Below are 24,859 nucleotides of genomic sequence, written 5' to 3' on the forward strand. Positions count from 1 at the left end.
GTAAGAAGAGGGGACGTGCCTAAAACCACTCTTTTAACGTAGGAATCGTATGAGTTGGCTGCGTTGTCTTTGTTTTAAGATCTTCTTGTGAGGTGACACCTGTTGCCACATGAATCGTATCAATGCGTGCTTTAATCCCTGCCATGATGTCCGTGTCGTAGTTGTCGCCCACCATGACCGTTTGATCGCGCTTGGTGCCCAAGATCTCGAGAGCCTGCTCCATGATGATCGCTTCTGGCTTGCCAACAAAGATAGGATCGACTCCAGTTGATACGGATATGACCGATGTTAGTGAGCCATTACCAGGTACAAAGCCCTTTTCAGTCGGAATGGCCTTATCTCCGTTTGTAGAAATAAAGGTTGCGCCTCGTCTTACTGCCAAAGCAGCATCAGAAAGCTTCTCGTACGTAATGTCGCGATCGATACCCATGACGACTACGTTTGCCTCACTTGCATCAAGCGTGCATCGTGAGCCTAACGCTTCCTTCAAGCCTTCCTCCCCAATCATGTAGATGGTTGCATCTGGGGTCGTGTCATCGACGTATTTACTCGCTGCCATGCTCGACGTAAACACGCGAGATGGCTCTGCAGGAATACCCATCGACGTCAGCTTTTCCACGACTTGCTTCGCTGTTTTAGAGGAGTTATTCGTCACAAATAAATGTGGGATATCGCGTTTTAGTAGCTCTTCCACAAACGGTCCCGCTTCCTTTATTGATTCAGTTCCCCGATACATCGTGCCATCTAAATCAATCAGGTAGCCTTTGTACTCCTTCACGACTTATCCTCTTTCTGAGGAATAAAGGCAGATACAGGTCCTAACTCATTCACTAAATACGTGCGGATTCGCTCCGGGAATACTTGAATCGTCGAGAGCTCCTGTTCGAACCCTTTCTTGAGCGCCTCTACATCATAACCTGTGTAGTTTTGCAGAAGCTCTTTTCGGTAAGGAAGCAGTCGCTCAATTGCTTCGCCCTCCTCCTTCGTCACCACTCGCTCATCGATCATGATATGCACAATATCCTCAAAGCTTCCTGGGTCACGCATAATAAATCCATCAATCATCTGATTACCGACGTCCATCATCGTCTCAATAATCATATGTCCAATGCGCTCTAACGCGAGGATAGAGATTTTATCTGTGGCCTCTTTCACCTGAGGAAAATGTTCGGTTAACTCCTCTAAATAACGTAATCTTGCTTCTATTAACGATCGATCGACAAAATACATAAGGATCCCTCCGATTAGTATGTCACATTACAAGCGTTTTCGTTAAAAAATGAGGTATAATTTCGTTTCTCACCTTTTAATCGTATGTAATGTTTGGTATTATAAGCAAGGATTAAGTAAACACCTTACAGGACTTATTATACCTGATTATAGATTTTATTTGGAGGAATCACCTATGGATCGCGAGTTAGCTTTAGAGGTAGTACGAGTAACGGAAGCGGCGGCACTAGCTTCTGCACAGTGGATGGGTCGAGGATTAAAAAATGAGGCAGACGATGCGGCAACAACTGCGATGCGCACGATGTTTGACTCGGTTAACATGAACGGGACTGTCGTCATCGGCGAAGGCGAGCTTGATGAAGCCCCAATGCTTTATATTGGAGAAAAGCTTGGCACCGGTCACGGACCAGACGTGGATATCGCCGTCGATCCACTTGAAGGCACGAATATCGTCGCAAAGGGTCACCCAAACGCAATGGCCGTGATTGCGATTGCAGATAAAGGCGCGCTTTTACACGCACCTGATATGTATATGGAAAAGCTAGTCGTAGGTCCAGCGGCTGCTGGTCTAGTTCGTCTAGATGATCCAATTGAGAAGACAATTGATATCGTCGCAAAAATGAGCAATAAACGTGTCCGAGATTTAACGGTCATTATCCAAGAACGCGAACGTCATAGTGAGCTTGTAGAACGTGTGCAACAAAAAGGCGCGCGAGTAAAGCTGTTTGGTGACGGCGATGTTGGCGCTTCGATTGCAACTGCGATGCCTCAATCAGGTATCGATTTATTTGTGGGTACAGGCGGCGCTCCTGAAGGAGTTATCTCTGCTGCTGCTATTAAAGCACTTGGCGGTGACATGCAGGCAAGACTCGTTCCAATGAACGACGAAGAGTTTGCTCGCTGTCAGTCGATGGGATTAGAAGACCCTACTCAGCTACTTACGCTAGACGACTTAGTAAAAAGCGACGACGCGATCTTTGCTGCAACAGGCGTTTCATCTGGAGAGCTACTAGAAGGCGTTCGCTTCTTAGGCGGCGACATTGTCGAAACAGATACAATCGTCATGCGAGCGAAAACTGGAACCGTTCGTTATGTGAAGGCGCACCACAGACTCGAGCAAAAGCCTCATTTAATGATGCCAGAGCATGCATAGGGAGGAAAAGCTAGGACAAGGTTATACTTGTTCTGGCTTTTTTTATTTTGAGTGCGCAAGCTTCTAACCTCGTCTGTCTGCATTAATTTTAACCGTGTGCATTTCTTCATCCGTGACGTGCATTTCCTCCCTACTGGTCTGCATTCTTACTCGCGCTATGTGCATTTCTACTTCTTCTGTTTGCATTACATATAACCGTATCCACCCAAGTTCGAACTCCATGCATTTCCACCTTCCACTCACAGCAAAAAATCCCCCGTTATCACCTAACAAGGGATTTCATCAAAAAATATATCCGGCCGAAATCAAACTATTACGCCTCTACAACCTCTTCCACAGGTTTTGCATCCTGCTGCTTCACTTTTTGAATCACAAAATAGGAGCAACCAAAGTTACAGTACTCATATAAGTATTCCTGTAAAAAGCCGATTTTAGAGTCTGGAGATGCCTTACGGTTTTTATCCTCAAACAGCCCCTTCAAACGAAGCTGATCGTAGCCCCAGTCACCTACAATAAAGTCATATTTTGATAATACGTCACTATATCTGGCTTTAAATGCCTCTTCATCCCATCCATCACGGAAGTTTTCAATGATTTCATAGGATTGGTTTTGGATTTTAATCATCACTGCCACCTACCTTACCTTCTATCTTGCCTTACTTTACAAAAAATTTCAATAACACATCTCTCATTAGTTTATGACAAACGGGCAACCTATAAGCATGGAGGTGAGTTGGTGAAAAAACAAAGTATGATGCTACTCCCATTACTGTTGCTCGCTGCGTGTGGAAATGAGTCTGGATTTCCGCTATTTAATCAAGATGGGGATAATCCGATTGTCATGAATGTACAGGATTCTTCTAATGGAGATCCGCTCCAGTTTGGGTACACATCAAACACAAAACAAGAAGCAAAAGATGGCGAAGGGATCCCCGGTTACTTTATTTATGACAGGTCGCTTTTAGCGGAAAGTATTGGAGAAATGACTGCGATGCTAGAGGATGTCGAGGAAGCGAGCGTTCTTATTACCGATGATGATTGTTTAATTGTGTACGACCAAGGTGAAGGAATGCGTTATGACGTAGCGGAGCAAGTATATCAAACAGCACTATCTGTACTTCCGTCCTATTACAATATTTATATAAGTGATGATGCCGCACTTCGCTCAGATATTGAACGCTTTGAAGGAAATGTCTCACTAGATGACGCTCAGCACAACTCGCTTGATCAAACAATCGAACGCATGAAGGACTCCCCACAAGGTCATTAAAAAATCATCCCACTCTCTTGCTTTAGCAAGCAAAGATGTGGGATGATTTTTCTTTTTTTGATCAAACTATATTAAGAATTCGCCTTTGCAGCATTTACCTGCTCGTCCGCGTGGTACGAAGACCGCACTAGCGGGCCTGCTTCACAATGCTTAAAGCCTTTTGATAGCGCGATTTCTTTAAGCTCTGCGAACTCTTCCGGACGGTAGTATTTCTCAATTTTTAAGTGCTTTTTTGTCGGTTGTAAATATTGACCGATGGTCATGATGTCTACGTTGTTTGCTCGTAAATCATCCATTGTCTCTAAAATTTCCTCTTTTGTTTCTCCAAGACCTAGCATAATGCTCGATTTAGTAGGAGTATGAGGGCTCATTTCTTTAGCACGACGTAGCACTTCGAGAGTACGGTCATACATTGCTTTTGCACGAACTCTTGGCGTTAAACGACGAACTGTTTCGATATTATGATTAAAAATATCAGGCTTTGCGTCCATTAAGATGCGTAGATTATCTTCGCTACCACTCATATCAGAAGGTAGTACCTCTACACTTGTAAATGGGCTTAGCTTTCGAATTTGACGCACGGTATCCGCGAATACTCCGGCACCTGCATCCTTTAAATCATCACGCGCGACTGCGGTGATAACGACGTGTTTTAATCCCATAACTTGTACGGATTCTGCCACACGCACTGGCTCTTGAAGATCTAATTCATTCGGTAACCCTGACTTAACTGCACAAAAACGACATGCTCTTGTACAAATATCTCCTAAAATCATGAAGGTAGCAGTTTTACGAACCGCCCAGCACTCGTGGATATTTGGACATTTCGCTTCCTCACAAACCGTGTGAAGTCTGTTTTCTCTCATCAGTTTCTTTAAGCCCTTGTAAGATTCATTTGTGTTTAGCTTAATTTTAAGCCACTCCGGCTTTCTGATGTGCTCTTCCTGCTTCGCCATAGTGTCACACCCCTTATAAAAACTATCTTCCTATAACACTTTACCACATTAAGGCATTACATACAAAAGATTCTACAAATTAATACATGCATAAAACACGGTTTTTACCCACAACCTATCAAAAAGGAGAGGTATTCATGCGACTTATTTGTTTTATTATACTACTATTCGCGCTATTTCCACAAAGTGCTTTCGCCTCAGATGATCCTGCAACCCTTGAGTCCGAACGCATGGCTTTATATGAAAAAGCAGAGATTACGTCTCAAATTCCGTGGTACTACTTTGCTGCGGCAGATAGCTATGAGCGTGGGATTAGAAAGGCGAGAAAGCTTACCGAGAATGGCAAGCTTGCTTTTATTGTTTCTGAAGAAGAATGGGTTGGATCGACGAATCCGGTGAAAAATGATACATCCGTAGCATCAATTGATTATTATGGTGGTATAGGTCAGGACGGGGATGGCGATGAGCAAGCATCCTTATTAAACGACGAAGATGTTATTCAAGCAATTGCGACTCAGTTCAGCAAGCGAGGTACGTCCGAGGATCATATTAAAGCAGCGCTTTGGGATTATTACCGACGAGATCACGCAGTCACGTTAATTTCTAACCACGCAAAGGTGTATAAAGAGCTTCAGACAACTTACCTTCCAGAGAGAAGCTTCCCACTCCCTCTGCATGCCAACTATAGCTATCGGAGCACATGGGGAGACGCACGTGGTTGGGGCGGGAGAAGAATACACGAAGGAACAGATATATTCGCGGGATACGGCGTCCCAGTTAAAGCAACAACGTATGGCGTGGTGGAATTAAAGGGCTGGAATAAATATGGCGGCTGGCGTATCGGCCTTCGCGACACGAAAAACGTCTATCACTACTTTGCACATTTAAGTGGATTTGAAAAAGGCATTGAAGAGGGGAGTGTCGTAAAGCCTGGAGATGTCATTGGCTATGTGGGTAGCTCTGGGTATGGAAAGCCTGGCACACAAGGTAAATTTCCCCCACACTTACACTATGGAATGTATCAGCACGTAGGCTATACGGAATGGTCGTTTGATCCGTATCCTTCATTACGAATTTGGGAACGACAGGATCGTGCCAAGAAAAAATCATCATAAAAAACCCGGCTTTCCAGTTTGGAGAGCCGAGTTTTTTGAGTTAAGTTATCCGAAGAAGGTAGTTTGGATATTGATGAAAAGAATCCATAGAATGCCTAAAGGTGCAATAATACGAATCGCCCAGAGCCAAACCGTACCAACTGCAGAATCAGTAAGACCTGTTTCACGAAGCGCATCAATTTTGTTCCAGCCCCACCCAACGAATAGAGCAACAATTAATCCACCTAGTGGAAGAGTAAATCTATCTGTAACTGTATCAATTAAATCTAAAAACGGTAAACCGAAGATAGTGAAATCACTTAATGGTCCACCTTGACTTAAAGCTGATGGAATACCAAACAGTGTAACTACAATCCCTGCCGTTAACGTTGCTTTACGACGATTCCAGTTAAACTGTCTCATTAAGTAAGATACACTTACTTCAAGTAACGAGATAGCAGAAGATAATGCTGCGATTGCAACTAAGAAGAAGAAGAAAATCGCAAAGATTGTACCGCCTGCACCCATTTGATTAAATACTTCAGGTAGGACGATAAAGATAAGTCCAGGACCTGCATTCGGCTCCACGCTCGCAAAGGAGAATACTGCCGGGAAGATCATGATACCTGCTACAATCGCAAATAACGTATCGAATGTGACGACCGTACCTGCTGCACTCGGTAAACGTGCATCTTTCGGTAAATAAGAGGCATACGTAATCATGGCACCCATACCTAACGATAGGGTAAAGAATGCTTGACCGATAGCTGCTGCATAAACACTAGGATCCCCAAATGCACCCCAGTCTGGTGAGAATAAGAAAGCTAATCCTTCTGAAGCTCCACTTAACGTTAAGCTATAGCCAGCAAGGATAATTACGATTAACGCTAAAAGTGGCATAAATACTTTGTTTGATAGCTCGATTCCTTTTTTTACTCCAAAGAAAACGATGGCAATTGTAAAAGCCATAAATAGGAACTGCCAGAATACTGGACCTGTTGTTCCTCCAATGAATGTCTCAAAGAAAGCTCCATAGCCTTCTGCTGGAACAGCTACAGCTGATCCTGAAATGTACGCAAACAGGTAGTAAAGTACCCAACCTGCAATAACACCATAAAATGATAAAATTAAGAATGAGGTCAAGACGCCTAAAATACCACCGAGCACCCAAGGCTTACCTGGTGAAATATTATTGAATGAACCTACAACATCTGACTGACCGCGTCGGCCGACAGAAAACTCGGCAAGTAAAACAGGAAGACCAACTAGGAAGATACAAAGCACATAAATTAATAAGAATGCTGCTCCACCACTTTCACCTGTTACATACGCAAAACGCCAAATGTTCCCTAGACCTACAGCAGAACCAACGGCTGCCAGGATAAACCCTAATCTTGTGGCAAACTGCTCACGAGACTGATCCATGAAAAAAACTCCCCTCTACATAGCTGTATTTTAAAACTAAAAATAATTGCTAAGACTATTACTGCTTTAGGAAAATAGGTGTAAGCCTCCTCCTTTTATTAACTTTTTGATCATACAAATGATCTTGTCTTCGCTATTTTATTATAATTATCAGAAAATAGAATGTCAAAGTATTTTCTGAATATTCGACACAAATTATGATGATTTCTCACATTTATGCGCATAAACTGAAATGTAAGCGCTTAAATAAGTTATGATGCTTTAGAATAGTAAGGGGTGGTTTCTTCAACCTTCTTCAATTATGTGACAGAAATCGAGTGATTTCTTTCTTAATATAGAGTTTTGTAGGTGTGATTTCTCCAATTAATAGAGTGAGAAGTTGTGTTTATAGTGTATTTATCTGCTTCGAAATAAGGTTAGACGCTTCTACATATTATTGAGAATAGTTATGATCTTTAGTTTAATTTTATGTTCCGCTTTTTAAAGTTATGTTCTTGATCCTGATGTTATGTTCCGCATCTAAACTTTATGGACTCCATGGACTTTTTGAACATCGTTATGTTCCTAATTTTGCTTTTATGTTCCCCGTTTTAAAGTTATGTTCCTTAAACAGAAGTTATGGACTTCCGCAGTGATTGCGCGCATAAACTAGCTTTATGCGCGACGTGCCGCTGCAAAAGGCTAATCGGTTTTTCTCGCGCTAGTTGCATCATTCGCTTGCTAGTGCCGTCTATTCCTCGCCCATTTCTTTCCCCTTCTCCCCTCACCAACACCAAAAACAAAAGGCCCTCACATAACGTGAGAGCCTTCCGTCTTACAAGTCTTATTACCCGATCGTGCCGAGTCTTCCTACGATTACTTTCGTGACACCTAGCGTCAGCGCTAACGTTACAGCACCTACTAACAGTCCAACAATCGTCGATCCTGTTACTCCTAGTGCTAAGAAAGCGATAATAGCTACGAATCCGATCAACAGTGCGTAAGGTAGCTGGGTTGTCACGTGATCGATGTGATGACTTCCCGCTCCTGCTGAAGAAAGAATCGTTGTATCTGAAATTGGTGAACAGTGGTCACCGAAGATTGCACCAGCAAGTACTGCTGCTAAAACTGGTAGCATAAGCGTAATATCTGTTTGTGCAGCAATTTCTCCTGCGATCGGTAGCATGATGGCAAATGTGCCCCATGATGTTCCTGTACTAAATGCCATGAACCCTGCGATCACAAAGAGTAGCGCTGGTAAAATAGCGAGTGGAATAAATTCGTTTACTTGGCTTGCTAAATATTCTCCTGTACCTAATGCGTCAATGACTTCAATAATCGTCCACGCAAAAATGAGGATATAAATAGCAGGTAGCATCGACTTAATTCCCGCCCATAGGCCAAGACCTACTTGCTTTACTTCTACACGACGTACGAATGCTAACACTACTGCTACGGCGAAACTAATTAGTCCACCATATACGAGGGAAGCAGCGACGTCTGTATTTTCAAATGTAGCAAGAAGAGACGCAGTGCCTTCTGTTGCTTGAATACCTGTAATCACCATGAACATAACTGTACCTGCAATTAATACGGCAATTGGTACAACGAGGTCAGAAACCTTGCCTTTTGCTTCTGGAGCTTCTAACCCAGTTTCCCCAGGAATAGCGCCTTTGCTTTGATCAAACAATTCACCGGACGTAACCGCTAGACGCTCGTGATGACGCATCGCACCGATATCAAGCTTAAAGTATGCGACCGCAAATACCGTGATGATCGCAAATACCGCATAAAAGTTCATTGGAGCGATCAGTAGAAATGCCTGTAAAGAGCCATACTGCGTCACACCGTGAGCAGTTAAAATACCACCGATAATCGTGATAATGTATGCACCCCAGCTTGAGACTGGAGAAATCACACACATTGGAGCCGCCGTAGAGTCCACAATATACGCGAGCTTAGCACGCGAAATACGATGACGGTCTGTTAGCGGTCGACTAACGTTCCCGACTGTTAAGCTGTTAAAATAATCATCGATAAAGATGATTATTCCTAAAAATGCTGCAACAAACTGTGCGCCAATGCGCGTCTTCACTCGCGCAAGCGCCCACTCTCCGAATGCTCGTCCCCCACCTGTAATGGTGATAAGTGCCGCAATCATTCCGAGTAGTAGCAGGAATAAGATAATATAAAATTCCCACGTATTTATGCCATCCTCCGTCCAAAAGATGCCTGTGACGGTCGACATTATTTGTGTAAATGCCTCGTTAATAAACATATCCTGCTGTTGGTTGACCATTAAGGCTCCAACAATAATACCAACACCAAGTGACACTAACACGCGCTTCGTGATAAGCACGAGCACAAGTGCAAGCACCGGTGGCAGCAGGGATAGGATACCGTGATCCATGAGTATTGCCCCTTCCTCTATATAAAAATGTGGATAGTAGTGTGATCTCTGGACAATAAAAAAAGCAAGGGAGAGTATCCCCTGCTATCTACAGATGATCCTCACTACAAACGTTTCGCAGTTCTCCACGCTGAGCTATACAAGCACGTGCGTGACAGTCCAGCACTTATTAAGTGCAGGCCCAGCTAATTATGTGTTGACGGTACATAATTGCTTCGGCAAAGAACCCTTTCACATGCGTGCATCGCTCGTCTAAGCTTCCGCATATTACTCTTTTTCTTCGCGCCTCTACCTCACATTGTTAGGAGGTATCTATTGCTATGAACTTGTCGAAGTTTCCCGAATTAGAATAACAAATATCAAGGCTAATTTCAATGCTTTTTACCTAGCCCATTATATTCTATTAATTGCAACAGTTGCGAAGCTTCTTACTACCCTTTTTCTTACATAGCAAATATAGCCGGCCCTTACCCACCGCCGCCCTGATTTGGATTGATGACTGCTGGAATCGTTCCACTGCCACCATAATAATCCGGAACATCACCAGGTAACCAAACCATCGTAACAGGCACTGCGGTCTTTACAACAGCGGTATCCGTAGCAAATGGAATAACGACTTTTACGTCGACTTCAATATCCACAGAGACGCTTAAGTACGCATTATTAATCCCTACAGACATCACTTCATGCTTCATTTGCGACTTCACGTCCCCAATCGCTGAGAGTCTGACAGGAATCTCAGGACCCAAGTGGGCGAGTAGCGCATTCTTCGTTGCCTGCCCTAAAGGAATCATATGAATAATACCATCTTCAGAAAATGATGCTCCATCGTGAGGCAACGAGTCATCCGGAGCTACATGATAATCACGAATCTTGCCCTGTTCAATATCATTTAAGTAATTTTGCACTCTCTTCGTCGTTTCTTGAAGAACACGATTGACGATAACGGGGTTTAACTGGACAGAGTTAACTTGCTGATTCTGATCATATTCATAAATGAGGACATCCTCCATGTGGCTCTCCTCTAAAATTTGACTGGAGATGGCATCATTGATAGCGAGTGTCGCTATACGTTGAGTCTCTGTTTTAGCTATGGCAATAATAGTTGGTCGAACGCCTTTCTCTACTAAGATTAACCCCTGTACAGTCAGAACAATAAAAATAGCACAGGACAAGAGAAAGACGACTTTGAGTGGTAACGGTCCTCTTCGTGACTGTCTTCGGCGCAAGCGCTGCTTTAACATGATTGTCCACGCCCCTTCCACACAAACTATGCAAAAAAAGCCACTCTCATGCTAAGAGAGTGGCTCAACCGCATCATATGTACGGAAGTAGAAGTCATACGGATTCTTTTCATCCTTGACCCCTTTTTGTTCTTCTTTTAACACCCATTTAGTTGGGTCTAGTTCTGGGAAATAGGTATCCCCTTCAAACTCACTGTCAATATACGTCACGTAGACACGGTCCACTTTATCCAAGTAGTAACGGAATATCTCTGCTCCACCTATGATAAATGCTTTTTCATCCTGACTTAACAGCGTCGTTAATTCCTCAAAGGAATGAACGACTTCAGCACCTTCTTGGCTGTAGCCTTCGTTACGTGTGAGAATGATGGAGCGTCTATTAGGTAGTGGTCTACCGATCGACTCAAACGTTTTGCGACCCATCACGATCGTAGACCCGGTCGTAGTCCGCTTAAAAAAAGCGAGATCCGCTGGGAGATGCCACGGCATCGCATTATCACGTCCAATAACTCGATTGCGATCATGTGCTACTATCATTGCAAGCATCGTCATTCCTCCTTGTTAGACTGCGATAGGTGCTTTAATAGAAGGGTGAGGCTCATATCCTTCCAGTGTAATGTCCTCGATCTCTGCGTCAAAGATAGACGTTAACGACTCGTTAATCGTAATGGTTGGAAGAGGCTTCTCGTCCCGTGAAAGTTGCAAGTTCACTTGCTCTACGTGATTCGAGTAAATGTGCGCATCTCCTAGTGTATGAACGAAATCTCCAACTTCTAAACCGCACTCATGCGCAATTAAATGAGTGAGTAAAGCATAGCTTGCAATATTAAACGGTACTCCTAAAAAGACATCTGCACTCCTCTGATAAAGCTGACAGGAAAGCTTGCCATCTGCTACCCAAAATTGAAACATCGTATGACAAGGGGGTAGCGCCATAGATGGAACGTCTTCTACGTTCCAGCCCGAGACAATATGTCTTCTTGAGTCAGGGTTCGTCTTAATGCTCTCAATGACTTCCTTTAACTGATCAATGCCTTCACCTTGAGAGGTTCGCCAGTCACGCCACTGCTTACCGTAAATATTACCTAATTCTCCGTACTTACTAGCAAAAGCGTCATCCTCTAGAATGCGTCGTTTGAAGACTTCCATCTCTTTCTCATAGGCTTCTTTAAACGTGTCATCCGTTTGAGCACGATTGCCAAAGTCAGTCATATTAGGCCCTTTATACTCATCGCTTTCCACCCAATTCTTAAACGCCCATTCATTCCAAATATTATTATTATGTTGTAGAAGGTAACGAATGTTTGTATCTCCCTTAATAAACCAAAGTAATTCACTTAAAATTAAACGAAATGGCACACGCTTTGTCGTTAAGAGAGGAAAGCCCTCTTTTAACGAAAACCGCATCTGATAGCCAAATGTACTAATTGTTCCCGTTCCTGTACGATCTTCCTTTTTAACACCAGTCTCTAAAATGTGTGTGCATAAATCGGCGTACTGCTTCACACGTATCGACTCCTTTCCTTTAGTTAAACTTGCTCATGCTTGATAGATTCTGCTTCTGTGATCGTTACATTTAATGTGTCCGCTAAATCAATTTCGATAGGCTGAATAGGTTGCCCTAGTCTAGAAAGCACGCGAACCCTAGGTCGTGAAGGCATGTTTTTATTCGTCTCCACCACTACTCCAACAGACCCGTCACTTAGCGTAACTTCAAGACCAACTGGATAAATGGCGACAGTGTGCGCGAACACCTCAACCATTCGCTTATCAAATAATGTCGATGCTCCACTATAGAGCATTTCTAGCCCTTCGTGCGGAAGCCGCGCTCCTCGGTAGACGCGGTTTGAAGTGACAGCATCAAACACATCAACAATTCCTATTATCTTTGCAAAATCGTGGATCTCGTTGCCCTTCAGTTGTCTTGGATAGCCTGTCCCATTTATCCGCTCATGATGCTGATACGCGCAGTGGGCAGTTAAAAGTGACATTGTATGACTGCGACGAATCATATCAAATCCGACAGTTGTATGCTCTTTAATCATGTTAAATTCTTCATCCGTTAACGATTCCTGCTTATTTAGTACAGTCTCAGGGATACCAACCTTACCAACATCATGCAAAATCGCACCCATGCCTAGCTTATGTAAATCCTTCTCGCCAAGTCCTAACTCCTTGCCTAAAGATAGCGCATAGATCGTGACATTTAAAGAGTGATGAAACACATAAGAATCATAGCAAATAACGTCGGACAGCAATGATACAGCCTCTTTCTTTCCGTAAATATCATCTAAGATCGTATTCACGATCGATGAAAAAGAGGAAGAGACAGAATCTAGATTAACGACTTTTTGTAACGTCGTCATCTTTGTAATTCCCTCAAAGTGATGCTTAATTGATTTTATTGACTTCGCTCGTTTAATAGGGTCGATCGTGTCAGAAGCAAAAATATCTTCTGTCCCCTCTTCTTCAATATAAATAAATGAGATACCTTTATCCTTTAATCGCTGAAGCAAACGACTGGTGAGCGTTACTCCGCTCTTTAAAAGAGGTTGACCATCTTCGTCGTAAATCGTTTTCGCTAAGCGGTCATCTTCATTCACACGATGAACGGATATCATTTTCATCCACATACCCTCCTAAGTCGTTGTTTCATGATGGTTTTATTACTTGCTGCTTGAGCTTCCAGGCTAGTACATCTCGCAAAAATTCCGGCATATAATAACGTGCCTCCTGCGCTTGCAAAACTGGATATAGAGGGCTAAACGTATACATATCAAGCGTTGCGAGCGTGTAATCTTTATGTAATTCAAGCTGCTCACCCCGAATATAAAACGTGTCGCCTTTTTGAGTCACATGATCAAAGTACGTGTATCCAACTACCTTCCCTCTAAAGCCAAATCCGTGTAGCTTTAAATGGACCATATCTTTACTTGCGCTCTCTTCAATGACCTGGAGAATTGTTTCACCTTTTACTCGAACCTTTGCTGGATTAATAGGATGTGGACAAATTTGATGGAGCATTCTTTTTGTAACAGCCCCATGTTGTATACTATCTAAGAGCACCCCTGCATTCACCATCGATAGATCTGCCTCACACCACTCCGTCAGCGCTTCTCCTAAAAGCGTTGTAAATGGAGATGGCTCGTACCAGTCAACAGCAAGACGCTCCTCTATCTCTGCAATCTCTTCATTTAAGCTTTTTGCCGACTCCCGCTCTAGCTTCTCTAACAACTTAGTGGTCTCCGCGTCTTCTTCCACATCTACTACTGGGTGAGAAACAACGCGAATCTCCTTATAAGAAGGATCAAATTGAACCGTTACTTCACCTAAATGAGTACCTGATCGTCCACATTGATTAATCCACGTGCGATTCACTTTCTTCCCATTTTCTAAAATATGATGGGTGTGAGATCCTAAGATAAGATCAAGCTTGGGGTAATCTGTAGCAAGCTGTTCGTCTGTTGACAGGCCTAGGTGTGATAGTAAAATAAGGAAATCGCAGTCCTGTAGTCTCTCGATCTCTTCTGCAATCGCTTCTGCCGCATCCGTAGCTTTCCAGCCTAATCGATCATAGAAGGAATAAAAGGGGATCGTGACACCGATAACCCCAATTGTTGTGCCATTTTGTAGGGTATACGTTGTAGAGGGCTTGCACCATGTAGCTCGCTTATCATCGTCATAGAGATTGCCCAATAGCACCTCGAAAGTTGCATCTTGATATAAGTCATTCAATTGCTGTTTGGAGAAGGTGATGCCTTCATTATTCCCTATCGTAACAGCATCATAGTTCATAGCGTTCAATAATTCGACGTTGCCTCTCCCCATCAATCCCTCTGTAATAGGATTGGCACGATCGCTATGATCGCCAATATCAAAAAGAAGCACGTCATCTCCACGTTCTAGTGCCTCCTGACGCTTTTGTTTAATAAGTGATGTGACATAAGGCCACTGGTCAAGCTGACTATGTAAATCATTTGTATGCAGAATGGTTAACTGATGCATCGTGCACTCCTTCTACGATCGCTAGAATCCGTTTGCGATCATGCGTAGTCCGATTATAAGTAAAAACAGCTGAAAAATCCTAACAAGCAGAACACTATTCATGCGACGATTAATCGCCGCTCCCACCTTCGCACCAATCCAAGCAGTTGGAATCAACACGAGTGCGTATAAATAGACAATTTGCTCAAGTAACACGTGTGATGTTGCACTTGTTAAAGCCGATAAGAAAACTAAAAACATCGATGTCCCGACCGCTAAATGAGGTGGGAACGCAAATAATAAAATCATTGCAGGGACCATAATCGAGCCACCGCCAACTCCGAATAGACCTGATAGCATCCCGACAAAAAAGGATAGAACAATAGCAATCGACGGGGTGAGACCGTATTGGTGGGTAACTCCGGTATCATCTACGTGAAGCTTTATCCGTTCCTGCCTTATAGGTAAAGGCTTCACCTTATCTTTGAATGTCAAAATGATAGATAAAGCTATGATAAAGATCCCGAAGGCTAGAAAGAAACCATCTATATCTAATCGCCTATTGATGAGGACGCCAGCAATAGCTCCAGGTCCGCTCCCAATAAAAAAGAGTAGTCCACTTCTTATATCGACTTTTCCCTGCGCTTTGTAAGCAATTGTGGATGATAGTCCTGTAAATATCATAATAAGTAGTGATGTTCCGACCGCAAGCTGTGGCGTCATTTCGACCGAAAGCTGATCAATCAATAATAAAGCTGGAACAATTAGTATTCCACCGCCAAGCCCAAGCAGACTACCAACTATCGCAGCAATAAAACCTACTAACGCTAGTATAATCCATTCCATAATGAACTCCTATTTTATTTTAAAATCTACTGGCTTATACGTCTATTCATCAAATAAATTTAGCTGACGTGGTGCCAATCCATCGTATGTAATAGTTAGCATGGAAATAAAAGACTGCGCATTAGAAGCCGCGTGTCCACCAGAGTTATTATTAAAAACGACTGCCGTTTGCTTTACTTCCTTACTAATAGAGGTGATTTTCTCAGCTAGATCTTCAAGCTCCTCATGAGAGTAGTCATATAAGTATCTCACTTCTCGCCAACTTTGACCATTGGTCGGTTTTTGCCAAGCCGCTTTGTTGCGACCATGAAGCCGAACAAACGCCCACTCTTTAGAAGTTGTAATTGCAACAAAAGGAACTGACCTTTCCCCAATTTGCGGCTCATCACAAATACTGTGAATCCAGTCATCCTCGCGCATGTAGTCCATCGTCTTTTGCATAAACGCCTCACTATACCAAGAATGATGCCTAAACTCTAGCGCACAGGGGAAATCACGCAATTGCTCACGAAGCCAGCGTAAGTAGCGGACGTTTTTAGTCTGACAGTCAAACCACGGTGGGAACTGGCAGAGAACGAACGCTAGCTTATTCGCCTCCATTAGAGGACGAAAGGCTTTTATATACGCATCTATCATCTCTTCTTTTGAATCAAAAGGTATGTCTCCACGCTGGTGCCCTGTCATTCCTTGATACGCTTTTGCAACAAATTTAAACCGTGACGGTGTCTCCGCTATCCACTTCTTAATAGAGGCCTCTGCTGGAATAGCATAAAAGGAGGAATCCAATTCCACTAAAGGAAAATAGCTTGCATATGCTTCGAGCTTTAGTCTTGCTGGAACTCCCTCATACAGGCTATCGTGATCTCCCCAGCCCGTTACTCCAATCTGTATCATCGTCATCCTCCTTACGTGTTCACGCATTGTACTACCTTCTTATCATTGTACAACTCTCGAGAAGGTGTGACAAATAAGGACAGAATATGTGAGCATGTTTTCAATGTTTTCTCATAAATTTGAGAAGTAATGATCACAAAAGGAGGCTATGCCTGTGTTTTTTCATGTTAAAGAATTGCAGTACGAGGCAAAGGTAACAAGGCCAGATCCTGTGTTTGCGAAGATGCTCCAAGAGGTGTTAGGAGGTCAATGGGGAGAAATCTCTGTAGCCATGCAATATATGTTTCAAGGATTTAATGTGCGAGGGAACAAACGTTACCGAGATTTATTAATGGATATTGGTACCGAGGAAATAGCACACATTGAAATCCTCGCAACCTTGATTGCACGTTTATTAGACAATACATCGTTAAAAGAGCAAGAGCATGCTTATCATGCGGATCCAGCCGTTGCAGCAATTATGGGTGGTATGAATCCGCAGCATGCGATTGTGTCCGGACTTGGTGCCATGCCGGCCGATAGCGTTGGTAACAGATGGACGGCAGACTATATTATAGCTAGCGGAAATCTACTAGCAGACTTTAGAGCAAACTTAACCGCTGAGTCACAGGGTCGACTTCAAGTGTCTAGACTTTATGAAATAACCGACGATCCTTTAGTAAAAGATACGCTTAGCTTCCTTATAGCGCGAGATACTGCACACCAAAATCAATGGATTGCAGCGATTCGTGAGCTAGAAGAGGTGGAGCAAGACGTTGTTGTTCCTACTACCTTTCCTCGTGAATGGTCCAAACAAGAAGTGGCGTATGATTTCTATAATACTTCTAGAGGTCAAGCTGATGCAGATGGTCCATGGGCAAACGGCATAGCTCCTGATGGGCGCGGACAATTTCGTTACGTGCAACAGCCGCATCCATATGGACCTAAACCAGTCCTGCCGCCTGCGCCTGAAGATGTTTATGATACGCCGCCTATTGTGGAGCCTGAAGAGTAATCATGTGTATGGGGGTTATTTGGTAGATGTAAACTGTCGCTTCTTTTTAGTAGCCGTTGGTTCACATTCGCTAAGCATCTCTATTGAATCGTTCGACGTTAAAAAAGCGCGATGTTTATCATGACTATTTTGAAGCGACTCAAAATTAATTAGCAGGATTCTTTCCATTAAACCGAACGAAAAGCACAATAAGTCCGATCACAAATGCTACAATTGCTAGCCACGAAACAGTCATGGAGATTGGTATAATATCAAGCAAACCTAGTACGCCTATTATTGGTAGTACAAAAATGGTTCCCATTATTCCTTGGAATCGCGCATGTGACGCTCTTTCTTTCGTAGATGGCATAATAAATCCCCCTTTTTATGTCTATTATCCACCTCCCCTCTTCGGGGGATTTGAAACATTTGTAAGTTGTAAAGGGGATGCGTTAAATGAGGTGGGGGATTGCTTCAAATTAATTATGCAATCTGATGCAATCCGTCACTCCAACCTTACTTCCCACAAATACAACCCATTTACTATGCTAACTACTCCATCATCAACATTCAAAAAAGACAAGCCGCATTGGCTTGCCCTTAAAGTAATAATAAACTAAATCCATTCCTCAACTCTATTAACTAACTTGACCCGTATAAAGCTCATAGCGCTTCTCATCTCTTAACCAGTTAAAATACGTCAGCTCATAAAATTCACCTGTATCTATCTCGATTTCCAACGTATCAGTAAAACCGTCCTGTTCCCAGTCTAATTCAAACATCTCTCCGGCATTTTCGAAATGAGTAAGGTGCTCTAAGCCATCCTCTTGCAACAGGTGAGCCGTGTAATAATACGTCTTATGTCCATTTAAAACAAACAGCTGATGCGAATCGCGAGTATTGATTACTCTCACCGATAACACCTGGTCATCTACCCCATTCGTTAACTGCTTCCCAGAAAAGGATTCTAGAAGATCACCAGTCGTATTCATCAGCACACCCTCAGATACCATATCAACAGGATCTGTCGGATAGACAAGGGATACTGCAAAAAAGTGATCTTCCCCGATGTAAACGTGTTGGATATTCGCGTCAGCTCCAAGCTCTTCCTGAGCACGTGTAAGTAGCTCTTGCTCAGATAATGGTTCGGCCTCAAATACCACATGATAAATAAACGACTCCATGATAGCATCGACATCCACTTGCTCATTATCCAACGCCTCATACCCTATCATGAGCCCTTCACTAGTGCCCAGATATTGCATTCCTTCCTCAAACTGCTCAACTGGCACGTGAACAACGCGGAACAACGGCGCCCCCTCGAGTGTTTGGAAGGTAACCCCCTTCAGCTCATAAAATGCTTCAAATTGACCATCCCACTCATCAGGGAATGACAACGTAAATAAGTCATCGCGATGAACAAATTCAGCAGGCTCTCCTGAAGGAATCTCTTCTACCTCATCCTCTTCATTAACCACATCAGTAGGCTCAACAACTTCTGAACTCGTCGTCTCTGATTCAACGCTATTCGTTTCAAACTCCGCTTCTCCTGCCTGCACTTCTTCTACATTAGTAGACTCTCCACACCCAGCTAATAAACCTATAAGTACACTAAATAACACTATGTATGTTTTCATCGCTCTCTCCTTTAAATAGAATACGTTAAGTATACAAGGCTCTACGAACGGTTAATGTGACATGCATCACGTTCTTACATTTTATTAAAGATAACTTTGTTGTTTTTAAGAAGCACCACATAAAAAACCTTTACACACAAAAAAAGACGAGCCACAAGGGCTCGCCTTTTTCTATATCAAGAGGAGCATCATTACCCGATGCTTCCCTCCATTTCAAATTTAATCAGACGGTTCATCTCTACTGCATACTCCATTGGAAGCTCCTTCGTGAATGGCTCGATGAAGCCCATTACGATCATTTCTGTTGCTTCCTGCTCTGAGATACCACGGCTCATGAGGTAGAATAATTGCTCCTCAGATACCTTCGATACTGTCGCTTCGTGCTCTAGCGTAATATCGTTATTTAGGATCTCATTGTATGGAATTGTATCAGAAGTAGACTGATTATCCATGATGAGTGTATCACACTCGATGTTGGACTTAGAGCGCTCTGAGCGACGTCCGAAGTGAACGATACCACGGTATGTTACTTTACCACCATGCTTCGAGATAGACTTCGATACGATACTAGATGAGCAATCAGGTGCTAAATGGTGCATTTTAGCTCCAGCATCCTGGTGCTGCCCTTTACCAGCGATGGCGATAGAAAGAACGTTACCACGTGCTCCGCGGCCCTTCATCACTACTGCTGGATACTTCATTGTAAGCTTCGAGCCGATGTTACCATCAACCCACTCCATTGTTGCATTTTCTTCCGCAACCGCACGCTTTGTAACGAGGTTAAATACGTTAGGCGCCCAGTTTTGGATCGTCGTATAACGGCAGTATGCATCCTTTTTAACAATGATCTCAACTACCGCACTGTGTAGAGAGTTCGTTGTGTAAACAGGAGCTGTACAGCCTTCTACGTAATGCACGGAGCTGTCTTCGTCAGCAATGATAAGCGTACGCTCGAACTGACCCATGTTCTCCGAGTTAATTCGGAAATATGCCTGAAGTGGTGTATCCGTCTTGATTCCTTTTGGAATGTAGATGAATGATCCACCAGACCATACTGCAGAGTTTAACGCTGCAAACTTGTTGTCAGTTGGAGGAATGACTGTACCGAAGTGCTTACGGAAAATGTCTTCATTTTCCTTAAGAGCTGTATCTGTATCCTTAAAGATGATACCTTGCTCTGTTAGCTCTTCTTTCATGTTGTGATACACAACCTCTGACTCATACTGTGCAGAAACCCCTGCAAGATACTTTTGCTCTGCTTCTGGGATACCAAGCTTATCAAATGTATTTTTGATTTCTTCTGGTACTTCATCCCACGAACGCTCTGAGCGCTCAGACGGCTTTACGTAGTACGTAATTTCGTCAAAGTTTAGTTCTGCTAAGTTCCCACCCCATTGAGGCATAGGCATTTTATAAAATTGCTCTAAAGATTTTAAGCGGAAATCAAGCATCCACTGTGGCTCTTCCTTCATTCGAGAGATCTCTTCCACGATTTCACGAGTCAAGCCCTTCTTTGAGCGGAAAATCGACACGTCTTTATCAGAAAAACCGTATTGGTATTCACTGATTTCTGGCATTTTTTTAGCCATGTGAAACCCTCCTTGTTCAATCTAATCGTGCATGGTGCACTAAAAATGACGGGCTTATCTGCTATACGTCCATTCTACAGGAACGAGCGGAGAAAGACAAAATCACTGTTTTTCATCAATACCTTGCTCCATTGCCTTCCAAGCAAGTGTCGCACACTTGATTCGGGCTGGGAACTTCGCTACGCCTGATAGAGCTTCAATATCACCCAAGTCTAATCCGTCTGTATCAATTTCTTTGCCAAGCATCATATCTGAAAAGAGTGACGACATGCGAAGCGCATCGTCAGTGGAGAGTCCCTTTACCGCTTGTGTCATCATGGACGCGGAGGACATGCTGATCGAACAGCCTTCTCCATTAAACTTCGCTTCAGCGATTTTACCGTCTTCGACTCTCATCTGTAGCTGAATTCGGTCGCCACACGTCGGGTTATTCATATCCACCGTTAGCGTGTCGCCTTCAAGCTCTCCACGATTACGTGGATTTTTGTAATGATCCATAATTACCTGGCGATAAAGTGTATCTAATTGATTAGCTGAAGACATCTCCAAAATACTCCTTTGTCTTTTTTAATCCTTTCACAAACACATCAACATCTTCTTCTGTGTTGTAAAGGTAAAAGCTCGCTCTAGCTGTTGCTGTCACATCCAGCCACTTCATAAGAGGCTGTGCGCAGTGATGTCCTGCTCGTACAGCGATTCCCTCAAAGTCTAAAGAAGTTGCCAAGTCGTGTGGGTGCACATCGTCACAGTTAAATGTAACAACGCCAGCTCGTTTCTCTGGTCCATAAATGTCCACGCCGTCAATTTGTCGCATTTGCTCGATTGCATAGGCTGCAAGCTTTTGCTCGTGAGCTTTAATATTATCAAGCCCTACGTCTTTAAGAAAATCAATAGCAGCCCCTAAACCGATTGCTCCTGCGATGATTGGGGTACCCCCTTCAAACTTCCAAGGGAGCTCCTTCCACGTGGAATCCTGTAGCCCAACAAAGTCGATCATTTCCCCACCGAATTCTACTGGCTCCATTCTTTCTAACAGCTGTTGCTTACCATATAATACGCCGATTCCAGTTGGTGCGCACATTTTATGACCTGAGAATGCGTAAAAATCTGCATCTAGGTCTTGAACGTCCACATTCATGTGTGGAACAGACTGTGCACCGTCAACTACCATGACAGCTCCATGTTGATGCGCAATTTGCGCTAGCTCTTTGACTGGATTGATTGTGCCAAGAACGTTTGAGACATGCATGACAGAAACGATTTTCGTCTTTTCTGTAATCGTCTCGCGCGCATCCTCCAGTGTAATTGTACCATCCGGCTGAAGCGGAATGTACTTGAGCGTCGCACCTGTCGCTTTTGCAAGCTGTTGCCATGGGATGATGTTACTGTGATGCTCCATAGGCGTGATGACAATCTCATCGCCCTCCTGGACGTTTGCACGTCCATAGCTTGAAGCGATTAAATTAATAGCTGTTGTTGTCCCACGAAGGAACACAACTTCTTTTGTTGAGTTGGCGTTAATAAAGGCTTTCACCTTATCACGCGCCCCCTCATAGCCATCCGTTGCCATAGAGCCAAGCGTATGAACGCCTCGGTGAACGTTCGAGTTGTAGCGCTTATAGTAGTCCTCTACTGCCTCAATCACCTGAATTGGCTTTTGAGAAGTAGCGGCACTATCTAAATAAACTAATCGATGTCCGTTGACTTCCTGATCCAAAATGGGGAACTGGCGACGAACGTCAAGTACGTTCATTACATTACTTTCCTTTCGATCAGCTCGTAAAGTTGCTCTTTTACGGAGTCGATCGGAAGCTCACTTACAACGGGCTCTAAGAAGCCGTGAATAATCAGACGCTCTGCTTGCAAACGAGAAAGTCCGCGGCTCATTAGGTAGAACATTTGAATTGGATCAATCTTACCAACAGATGCTGCGTGCCCTGCTGTTACATCGTCCTCATCAATAAGAAGGATTGGGTTTGCATCTCCACGTGCTTTTTCACTAAGCATAAGTACGCGTTCTGTTTGCTCTCCGTTAGCCTTCGTTGCACCGTGCTCGATTTTAGAAATACCGTTGAAGATAGACGTTGCGCTATCCTTCATAACACCGTGCTTTAAGATTTGTCCATCAGAATTCTTTCCGAAATGAACCATGTTTGTCGTAAAGTTTTGAGACTGAGATCCACGTCCGATTGTCACAGACTTCGTGTCACCGTAAGAACCTTCACCGTGAAGGTACGTTGTGTTCTCCGATACTGTATTCCCATCGTTCATTAGACCGAGTGCCCAATAAAGCTTTGCGTCACGACCTGTAACTTGTCCACGACGGTTTACATACGTTGTAACAGCGTTTGTTAAGTTATCAACAGCACCAAAGCGCACAGTTGCTCCATCTGCTACATGTACTTCTGCGATAATATTCGCAATTGCTTCTTCTCCAGATCCTTCGCTCACATAGTTTTCGATATACGTAAGTGAGCTATTCGCCTCCGCTACGATTAACACGTGATTGAATAGACCAAAGCGACCAGCGTGCTCGAATACAGCTTGAAGTGGCGCTTCTACTTCTACGTTTTTAGGAACGTAGATAAACGTACCACCGTTTACAAGTGCTGCATGAAGAGATGTTAGCTGATGCTCATCTACAGATACAGCGTCCTGCATGAAGTACTTCTCTACAAGCTCTCCGTGCTCTGCAATTGCTGTTTGGATATCTGTAAAGATAACGCCCTTAGAAGCTAGCTCCTCTTGGACTTGATGGAACTGAGTCACACCATTTTTTTGCGTAAGAAGGTTTTGTACCTTCTCTTCGTCACCTACAAGTGTTTTCACACCTTCTGTAAGAGACGCATAGCTGTTTGCTTTATCTGTATTAGAAGCAAAGTCGAACGACGTAAAGTTCCACTTTGCAATTTTAGTTTTGTCAGGCTTCGGTAGCTCAAGCTTTGTTGCTCTCTCTAAAGCGCTTAGTCGAAGATCAGAAAACCACTGAGGCTCCTTATGGTCTTTAGAGAAATTTGTAAGTTCTTCCCGATTTACAGGAAAAGTAACTTCTGTTGTCATAGCATTTCCTCCTCCTAAAACCAGTAATTAGTCTTGTCCTACAGTCTCGTCTTCGATTCCAAGCTCATCTTTAATCCAGTCATAGCCTTGCTCTTCTAGCTTCTGAGCTAGTTCAGGACCACCAGATTTAACGATGCGGCCTTGCATCATAACGTGTACGAAGTCTGGCTTAATGTAGTTTAGTAGGCGCTGATAGTGCGTGATGATTAGGCAACCAAAGTCATCGCTACGCATATCATTAATACCTTCTGCTACTACTTTAAGTGCATCGATATCAAGACCAGAGTCAATCTCATCTAAAATAGCAATCTTTGGCTCAAGCATAAGAAGCTGAAGAATTTCGTTACGCTTCTTTTCTCCACCAGAGAAGCCTTCGTTTAGATAACGGTGCTGGAACGACTGATCCATATCTAACGTGCTCATCTTGTCGTCGATCTTACGGATAAATTGCATAAGAGAAACCTGCTCGCCCTCTTCTTTGTCTGCATTCATTGCAGAACGAATGAAGTCTGCGTTTGTTACTCCAGCAATTTCAGATGGATACTGCATCGCTAGGAATAGACCAGCACGTGCGCGCTCATCTACTTCCATCTCGAATAGGTCTTCCCCATTTAATGAAGCGTCTCCAGACGTTACTTCATACTTGGGGTGTCCCATTAGAGCAGATGCTAATGTAGACTTACCAGTTCCGTTCGGTCCCATGATCGCGTGAATTTCTCCACCGTTCACTTCAATTCCGAATCCCTTTAAAATTTCTTTTTCTTCAATAGATACATGAAGATCATTTACGGTCAAATTAGGCTTAGTCATGAATCATACCTCCAGTTGATTTTGAAAGTTAGATAAAAAACATGTTATAGTATAACATGTGAATCTTTTTATAGATTCTCAATTTATTCTCATTCTAATCTTATTACAAACGAAAAAACAGTTCAAGGAAAATACACAAATCTTTTCAGGAATATAGATTTTATGATAATCTCAACGTCTTTCCGCATGGTGAATACGACTTGATCACGTTCACTCTCTCAATGTGACATGAATGCAATTCTCAATAACCGAACATTTTTCGATTCTAATTGAGAATGAATCTTAATTAAAAACAGGATGAAAGG

General features: G+C 43.2%; 25 protein-coding genes and 1 riboswitch. Of the genes, 4 read left to right on the plus strand and 21 right to left on the minus strand.

Annotation, left to right across the window (positions count from 1 at the left end):
- Positions 1–19: 19 nt before the first annotated feature.
- On the minus strand, positions 20–778 hold the full coding sequence (locus FLK61_RS14955) for a TIGR01457 family HAD-type hydrolase (RefSeq protein ID WP_176010172.1): 759 nt from the start codon (positions 776–778) through the stop codon (positions 20–22).
- Positions 775–1,230: a DUF86 domain-containing protein gene (locus tag FLK61_RS14960; RefSeq protein WP_176010173.1), complete on the minus strand. Its 456-nt coding sequence runs from the start codon at positions 1,228–1,230 to the stop codon at positions 775–777. The genes FLK61_RS14955 and FLK61_RS14960 overlap by 4 nt, the downstream gene beginning before the upstream one ends.
- Before the next feature lie 175 nt (positions 1,231–1,405).
- Here FLK61_RS14960 and glpX point away from each other — a divergent pair, with 175 nt between their 5' ends.
- Positions 1,406–2,383 (plus strand): class II fructose-bisphosphatase, encoded by a 978-nt coding sequence (gene glpX / locus FLK61_RS14965; RefSeq protein ID WP_176010174.1) that lies wholly within the window; start codon positions 1,406–1,408, stop codon positions 2,381–2,383.
- A 63-nt stretch (positions 2,384–2,446) separates the two neighbouring features.
- On the opposite strand, the gene FLK61_RS14970 is transcribed toward glpX, so the two are convergent.
- Both FLK61_RS14970 and FLK61_RS14975 read right to left on the minus strand, forming a co-directional pair.
- Positions 2,447–2,605, minus strand: a complete 159-nt coding sequence (locus tag FLK61_RS14970; RefSeq protein ID WP_176010175.1) for a hypothetical protein — start codon at positions 2,603–2,605, stop codon at positions 2,447–2,449.
- Between the two features lie 91 nt (positions 2,606–2,696).
- Positions 2,697–3,008, minus strand: coding sequence for a YutD family protein (locus FLK61_RS14975; protein ID WP_176010176.1), 312 nt, complete (start codon positions 3,006–3,008; stop codon positions 2,697–2,699).
- Positions 3,009–3,119: 111 nt separating this feature from the next.
- On the opposite strand from FLK61_RS14975, the gene FLK61_RS14980 reads away from it, so the two are divergent.
- A complete protein-coding gene (locus tag FLK61_RS14980) occupies positions 3,120–3,653 on the plus strand; it encodes a YhcN/YlaJ family sporulation lipoprotein (protein ID WP_176010177.1) in 534 nt (177 codons plus the stop codon).
- 71 nt (positions 3,654–3,724) lie between these two features.
- Here FLK61_RS14980 and lipA read toward each other — a convergent pair whose 3' ends face one another.
- On the minus strand, positions 3,725–4,609 hold the full coding sequence (lipA, locus tag FLK61_RS14985) for a lipoyl synthase (protein WP_176010178.1): 885 nt from the start codon (positions 4,607–4,609) through the stop codon (positions 3,725–3,727).
- 137 nt (positions 4,610–4,746) lie between these two features.
- Here lipA and FLK61_RS14990 point away from each other — a divergent pair, with 137 nt between their 5' ends.
- Complete coding sequence (locus tag FLK61_RS14990; RefSeq protein WP_176010179.1) at positions 4,747–5,724, plus strand: M23 family metallopeptidase; 978 nt, start codon at positions 4,747–4,749, stop codon at positions 5,722–5,724.
- A gap of 45 nt (positions 5,725–5,769) precedes the next feature.
- On the opposite strand, the gene FLK61_RS14995 is transcribed toward FLK61_RS14990, so the two are convergent.
- The 9 genes from FLK61_RS14995 to FLK61_RS15035 form a co-directional block, all read right to left on the minus strand.
- A complete protein-coding gene (locus FLK61_RS14995) occupies positions 5,770–7,128 on the minus strand; it encodes a sodium-dependent transporter (RefSeq protein ID WP_176010180.1) in 1,359 nt (452 codons plus the stop codon).
- A gap of 826 nt (positions 7,129–7,954) precedes the next feature.
- Positions 7,955–9,517 carry a Na+/H+ antiporter NhaC family protein gene (locus FLK61_RS15000; RefSeq protein ID WP_176010181.1) on the minus strand — a complete coding sequence of 521 codons (1,563 nt, stop codon included), beginning with the start codon at positions 9,515–9,517 and terminating at the stop codon, positions 7,955–7,957.
- 110 nt (positions 9,518–9,627) lie between these two features.
- A riboswitch (Lysine riboswitch) is annotated at positions 9,628–9,816 on the minus strand.
- 168 nt (positions 9,817–9,984) lie between these two features.
- Complete coding sequence (gene yunB / locus FLK61_RS15005; RefSeq protein ID WP_176010182.1) at positions 9,985–10,761, minus strand: sporulation protein YunB; 777 nt, start codon at positions 10,759–10,761, stop codon at positions 9,985–9,987.
- Between the two features lie 51 nt (positions 10,762–10,812).
- Positions 10,813–11,307 carry a dihydrofolate reductase gene (locus tag FLK61_RS15010; RefSeq protein ID WP_176010183.1) on the minus strand — a complete coding sequence of 165 codons (495 nt, stop codon included), beginning with the start codon at positions 11,305–11,307 and terminating at the stop codon, positions 10,813–10,815.
- Positions 11,308–11,322: 15 nt separating this feature from the next.
- Positions 11,323–12,267, minus strand: coding sequence for a thymidylate synthase (locus tag FLK61_RS15015; protein WP_176010184.1), 945 nt, complete (start codon positions 12,265–12,267; stop codon positions 11,323–11,325).
- A 23-nt stretch (positions 12,268–12,290) separates the two neighbouring features.
- Positions 12,291–13,388 carry an HD-GYP domain-containing protein gene (locus FLK61_RS15020; RefSeq protein WP_176010185.1) on the minus strand — a complete coding sequence of 366 codons (1,098 nt, stop codon included), beginning with the start codon at positions 13,386–13,388 and terminating at the stop codon, positions 12,291–12,293.
- Positions 13,389–13,413: 25 nt separating this feature from the next.
- Positions 13,414–14,766, minus strand: a complete 1,353-nt coding sequence (locus FLK61_RS15025; protein ID WP_176010186.1) for a bifunctional metallophosphatase/5'-nucleotidase — start codon at positions 14,764–14,766, stop codon at positions 13,414–13,416.
- A gap of 21 nt (positions 14,767–14,787) precedes the next feature.
- Positions 14,788–15,591 carry a sulfite exporter TauE/SafE family protein gene (locus tag FLK61_RS15030; protein ID WP_176010187.1) on the minus strand — a complete coding sequence of 268 codons (804 nt, stop codon included), beginning with the start codon at positions 15,589–15,591 and terminating at the stop codon, positions 14,788–14,790.
- A gap of 42 nt (positions 15,592–15,633) precedes the next feature.
- Entirely contained in the window at positions 15,634–16,485 is an 852-nt protein-coding gene (locus tag FLK61_RS15035) for a DUF72 domain-containing protein (protein ID WP_176010188.1), read from the minus strand.
- 154 nt (positions 16,486–16,639) lie between these two features.
- Between FLK61_RS15035 and FLK61_RS15040 the strand changes: the two genes are divergently transcribed.
- Positions 16,640–17,479 (plus strand): manganese catalase, encoded by an 840-nt coding sequence (locus FLK61_RS15040; protein ID WP_176010189.1) that lies wholly within the window; start codon positions 16,640–16,642, stop codon positions 17,477–17,479.
- Between the two features lie 145 nt (positions 17,480–17,624).
- Here FLK61_RS15040 and FLK61_RS15045 read toward each other — a convergent pair whose 3' ends face one another.
- From FLK61_RS15045 to sufC, 7 genes are all read right to left on the minus strand, one after another.
- Positions 17,625–17,828 (minus strand): hypothetical protein, encoded by a 204-nt coding sequence (locus FLK61_RS15045; protein WP_176010190.1) that lies wholly within the window; start codon positions 17,826–17,828, stop codon positions 17,625–17,627.
- 268 nt (positions 17,829–18,096) lie between these two features.
- On the minus strand, positions 18,097–19,095 hold the full coding sequence (locus tag FLK61_RS15050; RefSeq protein WP_176010191.1) for a hypothetical protein: 999 nt from the start codon (positions 19,093–19,095) through the stop codon (positions 18,097–18,099).
- Between the two features lie 191 nt (positions 19,096–19,286).
- Positions 19,287–20,684: a Fe-S cluster assembly protein SufB gene (gene sufB / locus FLK61_RS15055; RefSeq protein ID WP_176010192.1), complete on the minus strand. Its 1,398-nt coding sequence runs from the start codon at positions 20,682–20,684 to the stop codon at positions 19,287–19,289.
- 102 nt (positions 20,685–20,786) lie between these two features.
- Positions 20,787–21,227 (minus strand): Fe-S cluster assembly sulfur transfer protein SufU, encoded by a 441-nt coding sequence (sufU, locus tag FLK61_RS15060; protein ID WP_176010193.1) that lies wholly within the window; start codon positions 21,225–21,227, stop codon positions 20,787–20,789.
- Complete coding sequence (locus FLK61_RS15065) at positions 21,214–22,437, minus strand: cysteine desulfurase (RefSeq protein WP_176010194.1); 1,224 nt, start codon at positions 22,435–22,437, stop codon at positions 21,214–21,216. Before FLK61_RS15065 ends, sufU begins: the two co-directional genes overlap by 14 nt.
- Positions 22,437–23,744, minus strand: coding sequence for a Fe-S cluster assembly protein SufD (gene sufD, locus FLK61_RS15070; RefSeq protein WP_176010195.1), 1,308 nt, complete (start codon positions 23,742–23,744; stop codon positions 22,437–22,439). The genes FLK61_RS15065 and sufD overlap by 1 nt, the downstream gene beginning before the upstream one ends.
- 27 nt (positions 23,745–23,771) lie before the next feature.
- A complete protein-coding gene (gene sufC / locus FLK61_RS15075) occupies positions 23,772–24,554 on the minus strand; it encodes a Fe-S cluster assembly ATPase SufC (protein WP_176010196.1) in 783 nt (260 codons plus the stop codon).
- Positions 24,555–24,859 lie beyond the last annotated feature (305 nt).

This window comes from Paenalkalicoccus suaedae (genome assembly GCF_006965545.2).
GTDB classification, from domain to species: domain Bacteria; phylum Bacillota; class Bacilli; order Bacillales; family Salisediminibacteriaceae; genus Paenalkalicoccus; species Paenalkalicoccus suaedae.

Bases quoted from the DNA above. Each gene is read 5' to 3' on its own strand.
- FLK61_RS15045 (WP_176010190.1), bottom strand. From the start codon at position 17,828: ATGCCATCTACGAAAGAAAGAGCGTCACATGCGCGATTCCAAGGAATA.
- sufD (WP_176010195.1), bottom strand. From the start codon at position 23,744: ATGACAACAGAAGTTACTTTTCCTGTAAATCGGGAAGAACTTACAAAT.
- FLK61_RS14960 (WP_176010173.1), bottom strand. From the start codon at position 1,230: ATGTATTTTGTCGATCGATCGTTAATAGAAGCAAGATTACGTTATTTA.
- sufC (WP_176010196.1), bottom strand. From the start codon at position 24,554: ATGACTAAGCCTAATTTGACCGTAAATGATCTTCATGTATCTATTGAA.
- FLK61_RS15000 (WP_176010181.1), bottom strand. From the start codon at position 9,517: ATGGATCACGGTATCCTATCCCTGCTGCCACCGGTGCTTGCACTTGTG.
- FLK61_RS15035 (WP_176010188.1), bottom strand. From the start codon at position 16,485: ATGATACAGATTGGAGTAACGGGCTGGGGAGATCACGATAGCCTGTAT.
- FLK61_RS14995 (WP_176010180.1), bottom strand. From the start codon at position 7,128: ATGGATCAGTCTCGTGAGCAGTTTGCCACAAGATTAGGGTTTATCCTG.
- yunB (WP_176010182.1), bottom strand. From the start codon at position 10,761: ATGTTAAAGCAGCGCTTGCGCCGAAGACAGTCACGAAGAGGACCGTTA.
- FLK61_RS15030 (WP_176010187.1), bottom strand. From the start codon at position 15,591: ATGGAATGGATTATACTAGCGTTAGTAGGTTTTATTGCTGCGATAGTT.
- sufB (WP_176010192.1), bottom strand. From the start codon at position 20,684: ATGGCTAAAAAAATGCCAGAAATCAGTGAATACCAATACGGTTTTTCT.
- FLK61_RS15050 (WP_176010191.1), bottom strand. From the start codon at position 19,095: ATGAAAACATACATAGTGTTATTTAGTGTACTTATAGGTTTATTAGCT.
- FLK61_RS14990 (WP_176010179.1), top strand. From the start codon at position 4,747: ATGCGACTTATTTGTTTTATTATACTACTATTCGCGCTATTTCCACAA.
- FLK61_RS14975 (WP_176010176.1), bottom strand. From the start codon at position 3,008: ATGATTAAAATCCAAAACCAATCCTATGAAATCATTGAAAACTTCCGT.
- FLK61_RS15025 (WP_176010186.1), bottom strand. From the start codon at position 14,766: ATGCATCAGTTAACCATTCTGCATACAAATGATTTACATAGTCAGCTT.
- FLK61_RS15010 (WP_176010183.1), bottom strand. From the start codon at position 11,307: ATGCTTGCAATGATAGTAGCACATGATCGCAATCGAGTTATTGGACGT.
- FLK61_RS15020 (WP_176010185.1), bottom strand. From the start codon at position 13,388: ATGAAAATGATATCCGTTCATCGTGTGAATGAAGATGACCGCTTAGCG.
- FLK61_RS14970 (WP_176010175.1), bottom strand. From the start codon at position 2,605: ATGGAGTTCGAACTTGGGTGGATACGGTTATATGTAATGCAAACAGAA.
- lipA (WP_176010178.1), bottom strand. From the start codon at position 4,609: ATGGCGAAGCAGGAAGAGCACATCAGAAAGCCGGAGTGGCTTAAAATT.
- sufU (WP_176010193.1), bottom strand. From the start codon at position 21,227: ATGTCTTCAGCTAATCAATTAGATACACTTTATCGCCAGGTAATTATG.
- glpX (WP_176010174.1), top strand. From the start codon at position 1,406: ATGGATCGCGAGTTAGCTTTAGAGGTAGTACGAGTAACGGAAGCGGCG.
- FLK61_RS15065 (WP_176010194.1), bottom strand. From the start codon at position 22,437: ATGAACGTACTTGACGTTCGTCGCCAGTTCCCCATTTTGGATCAGGAA.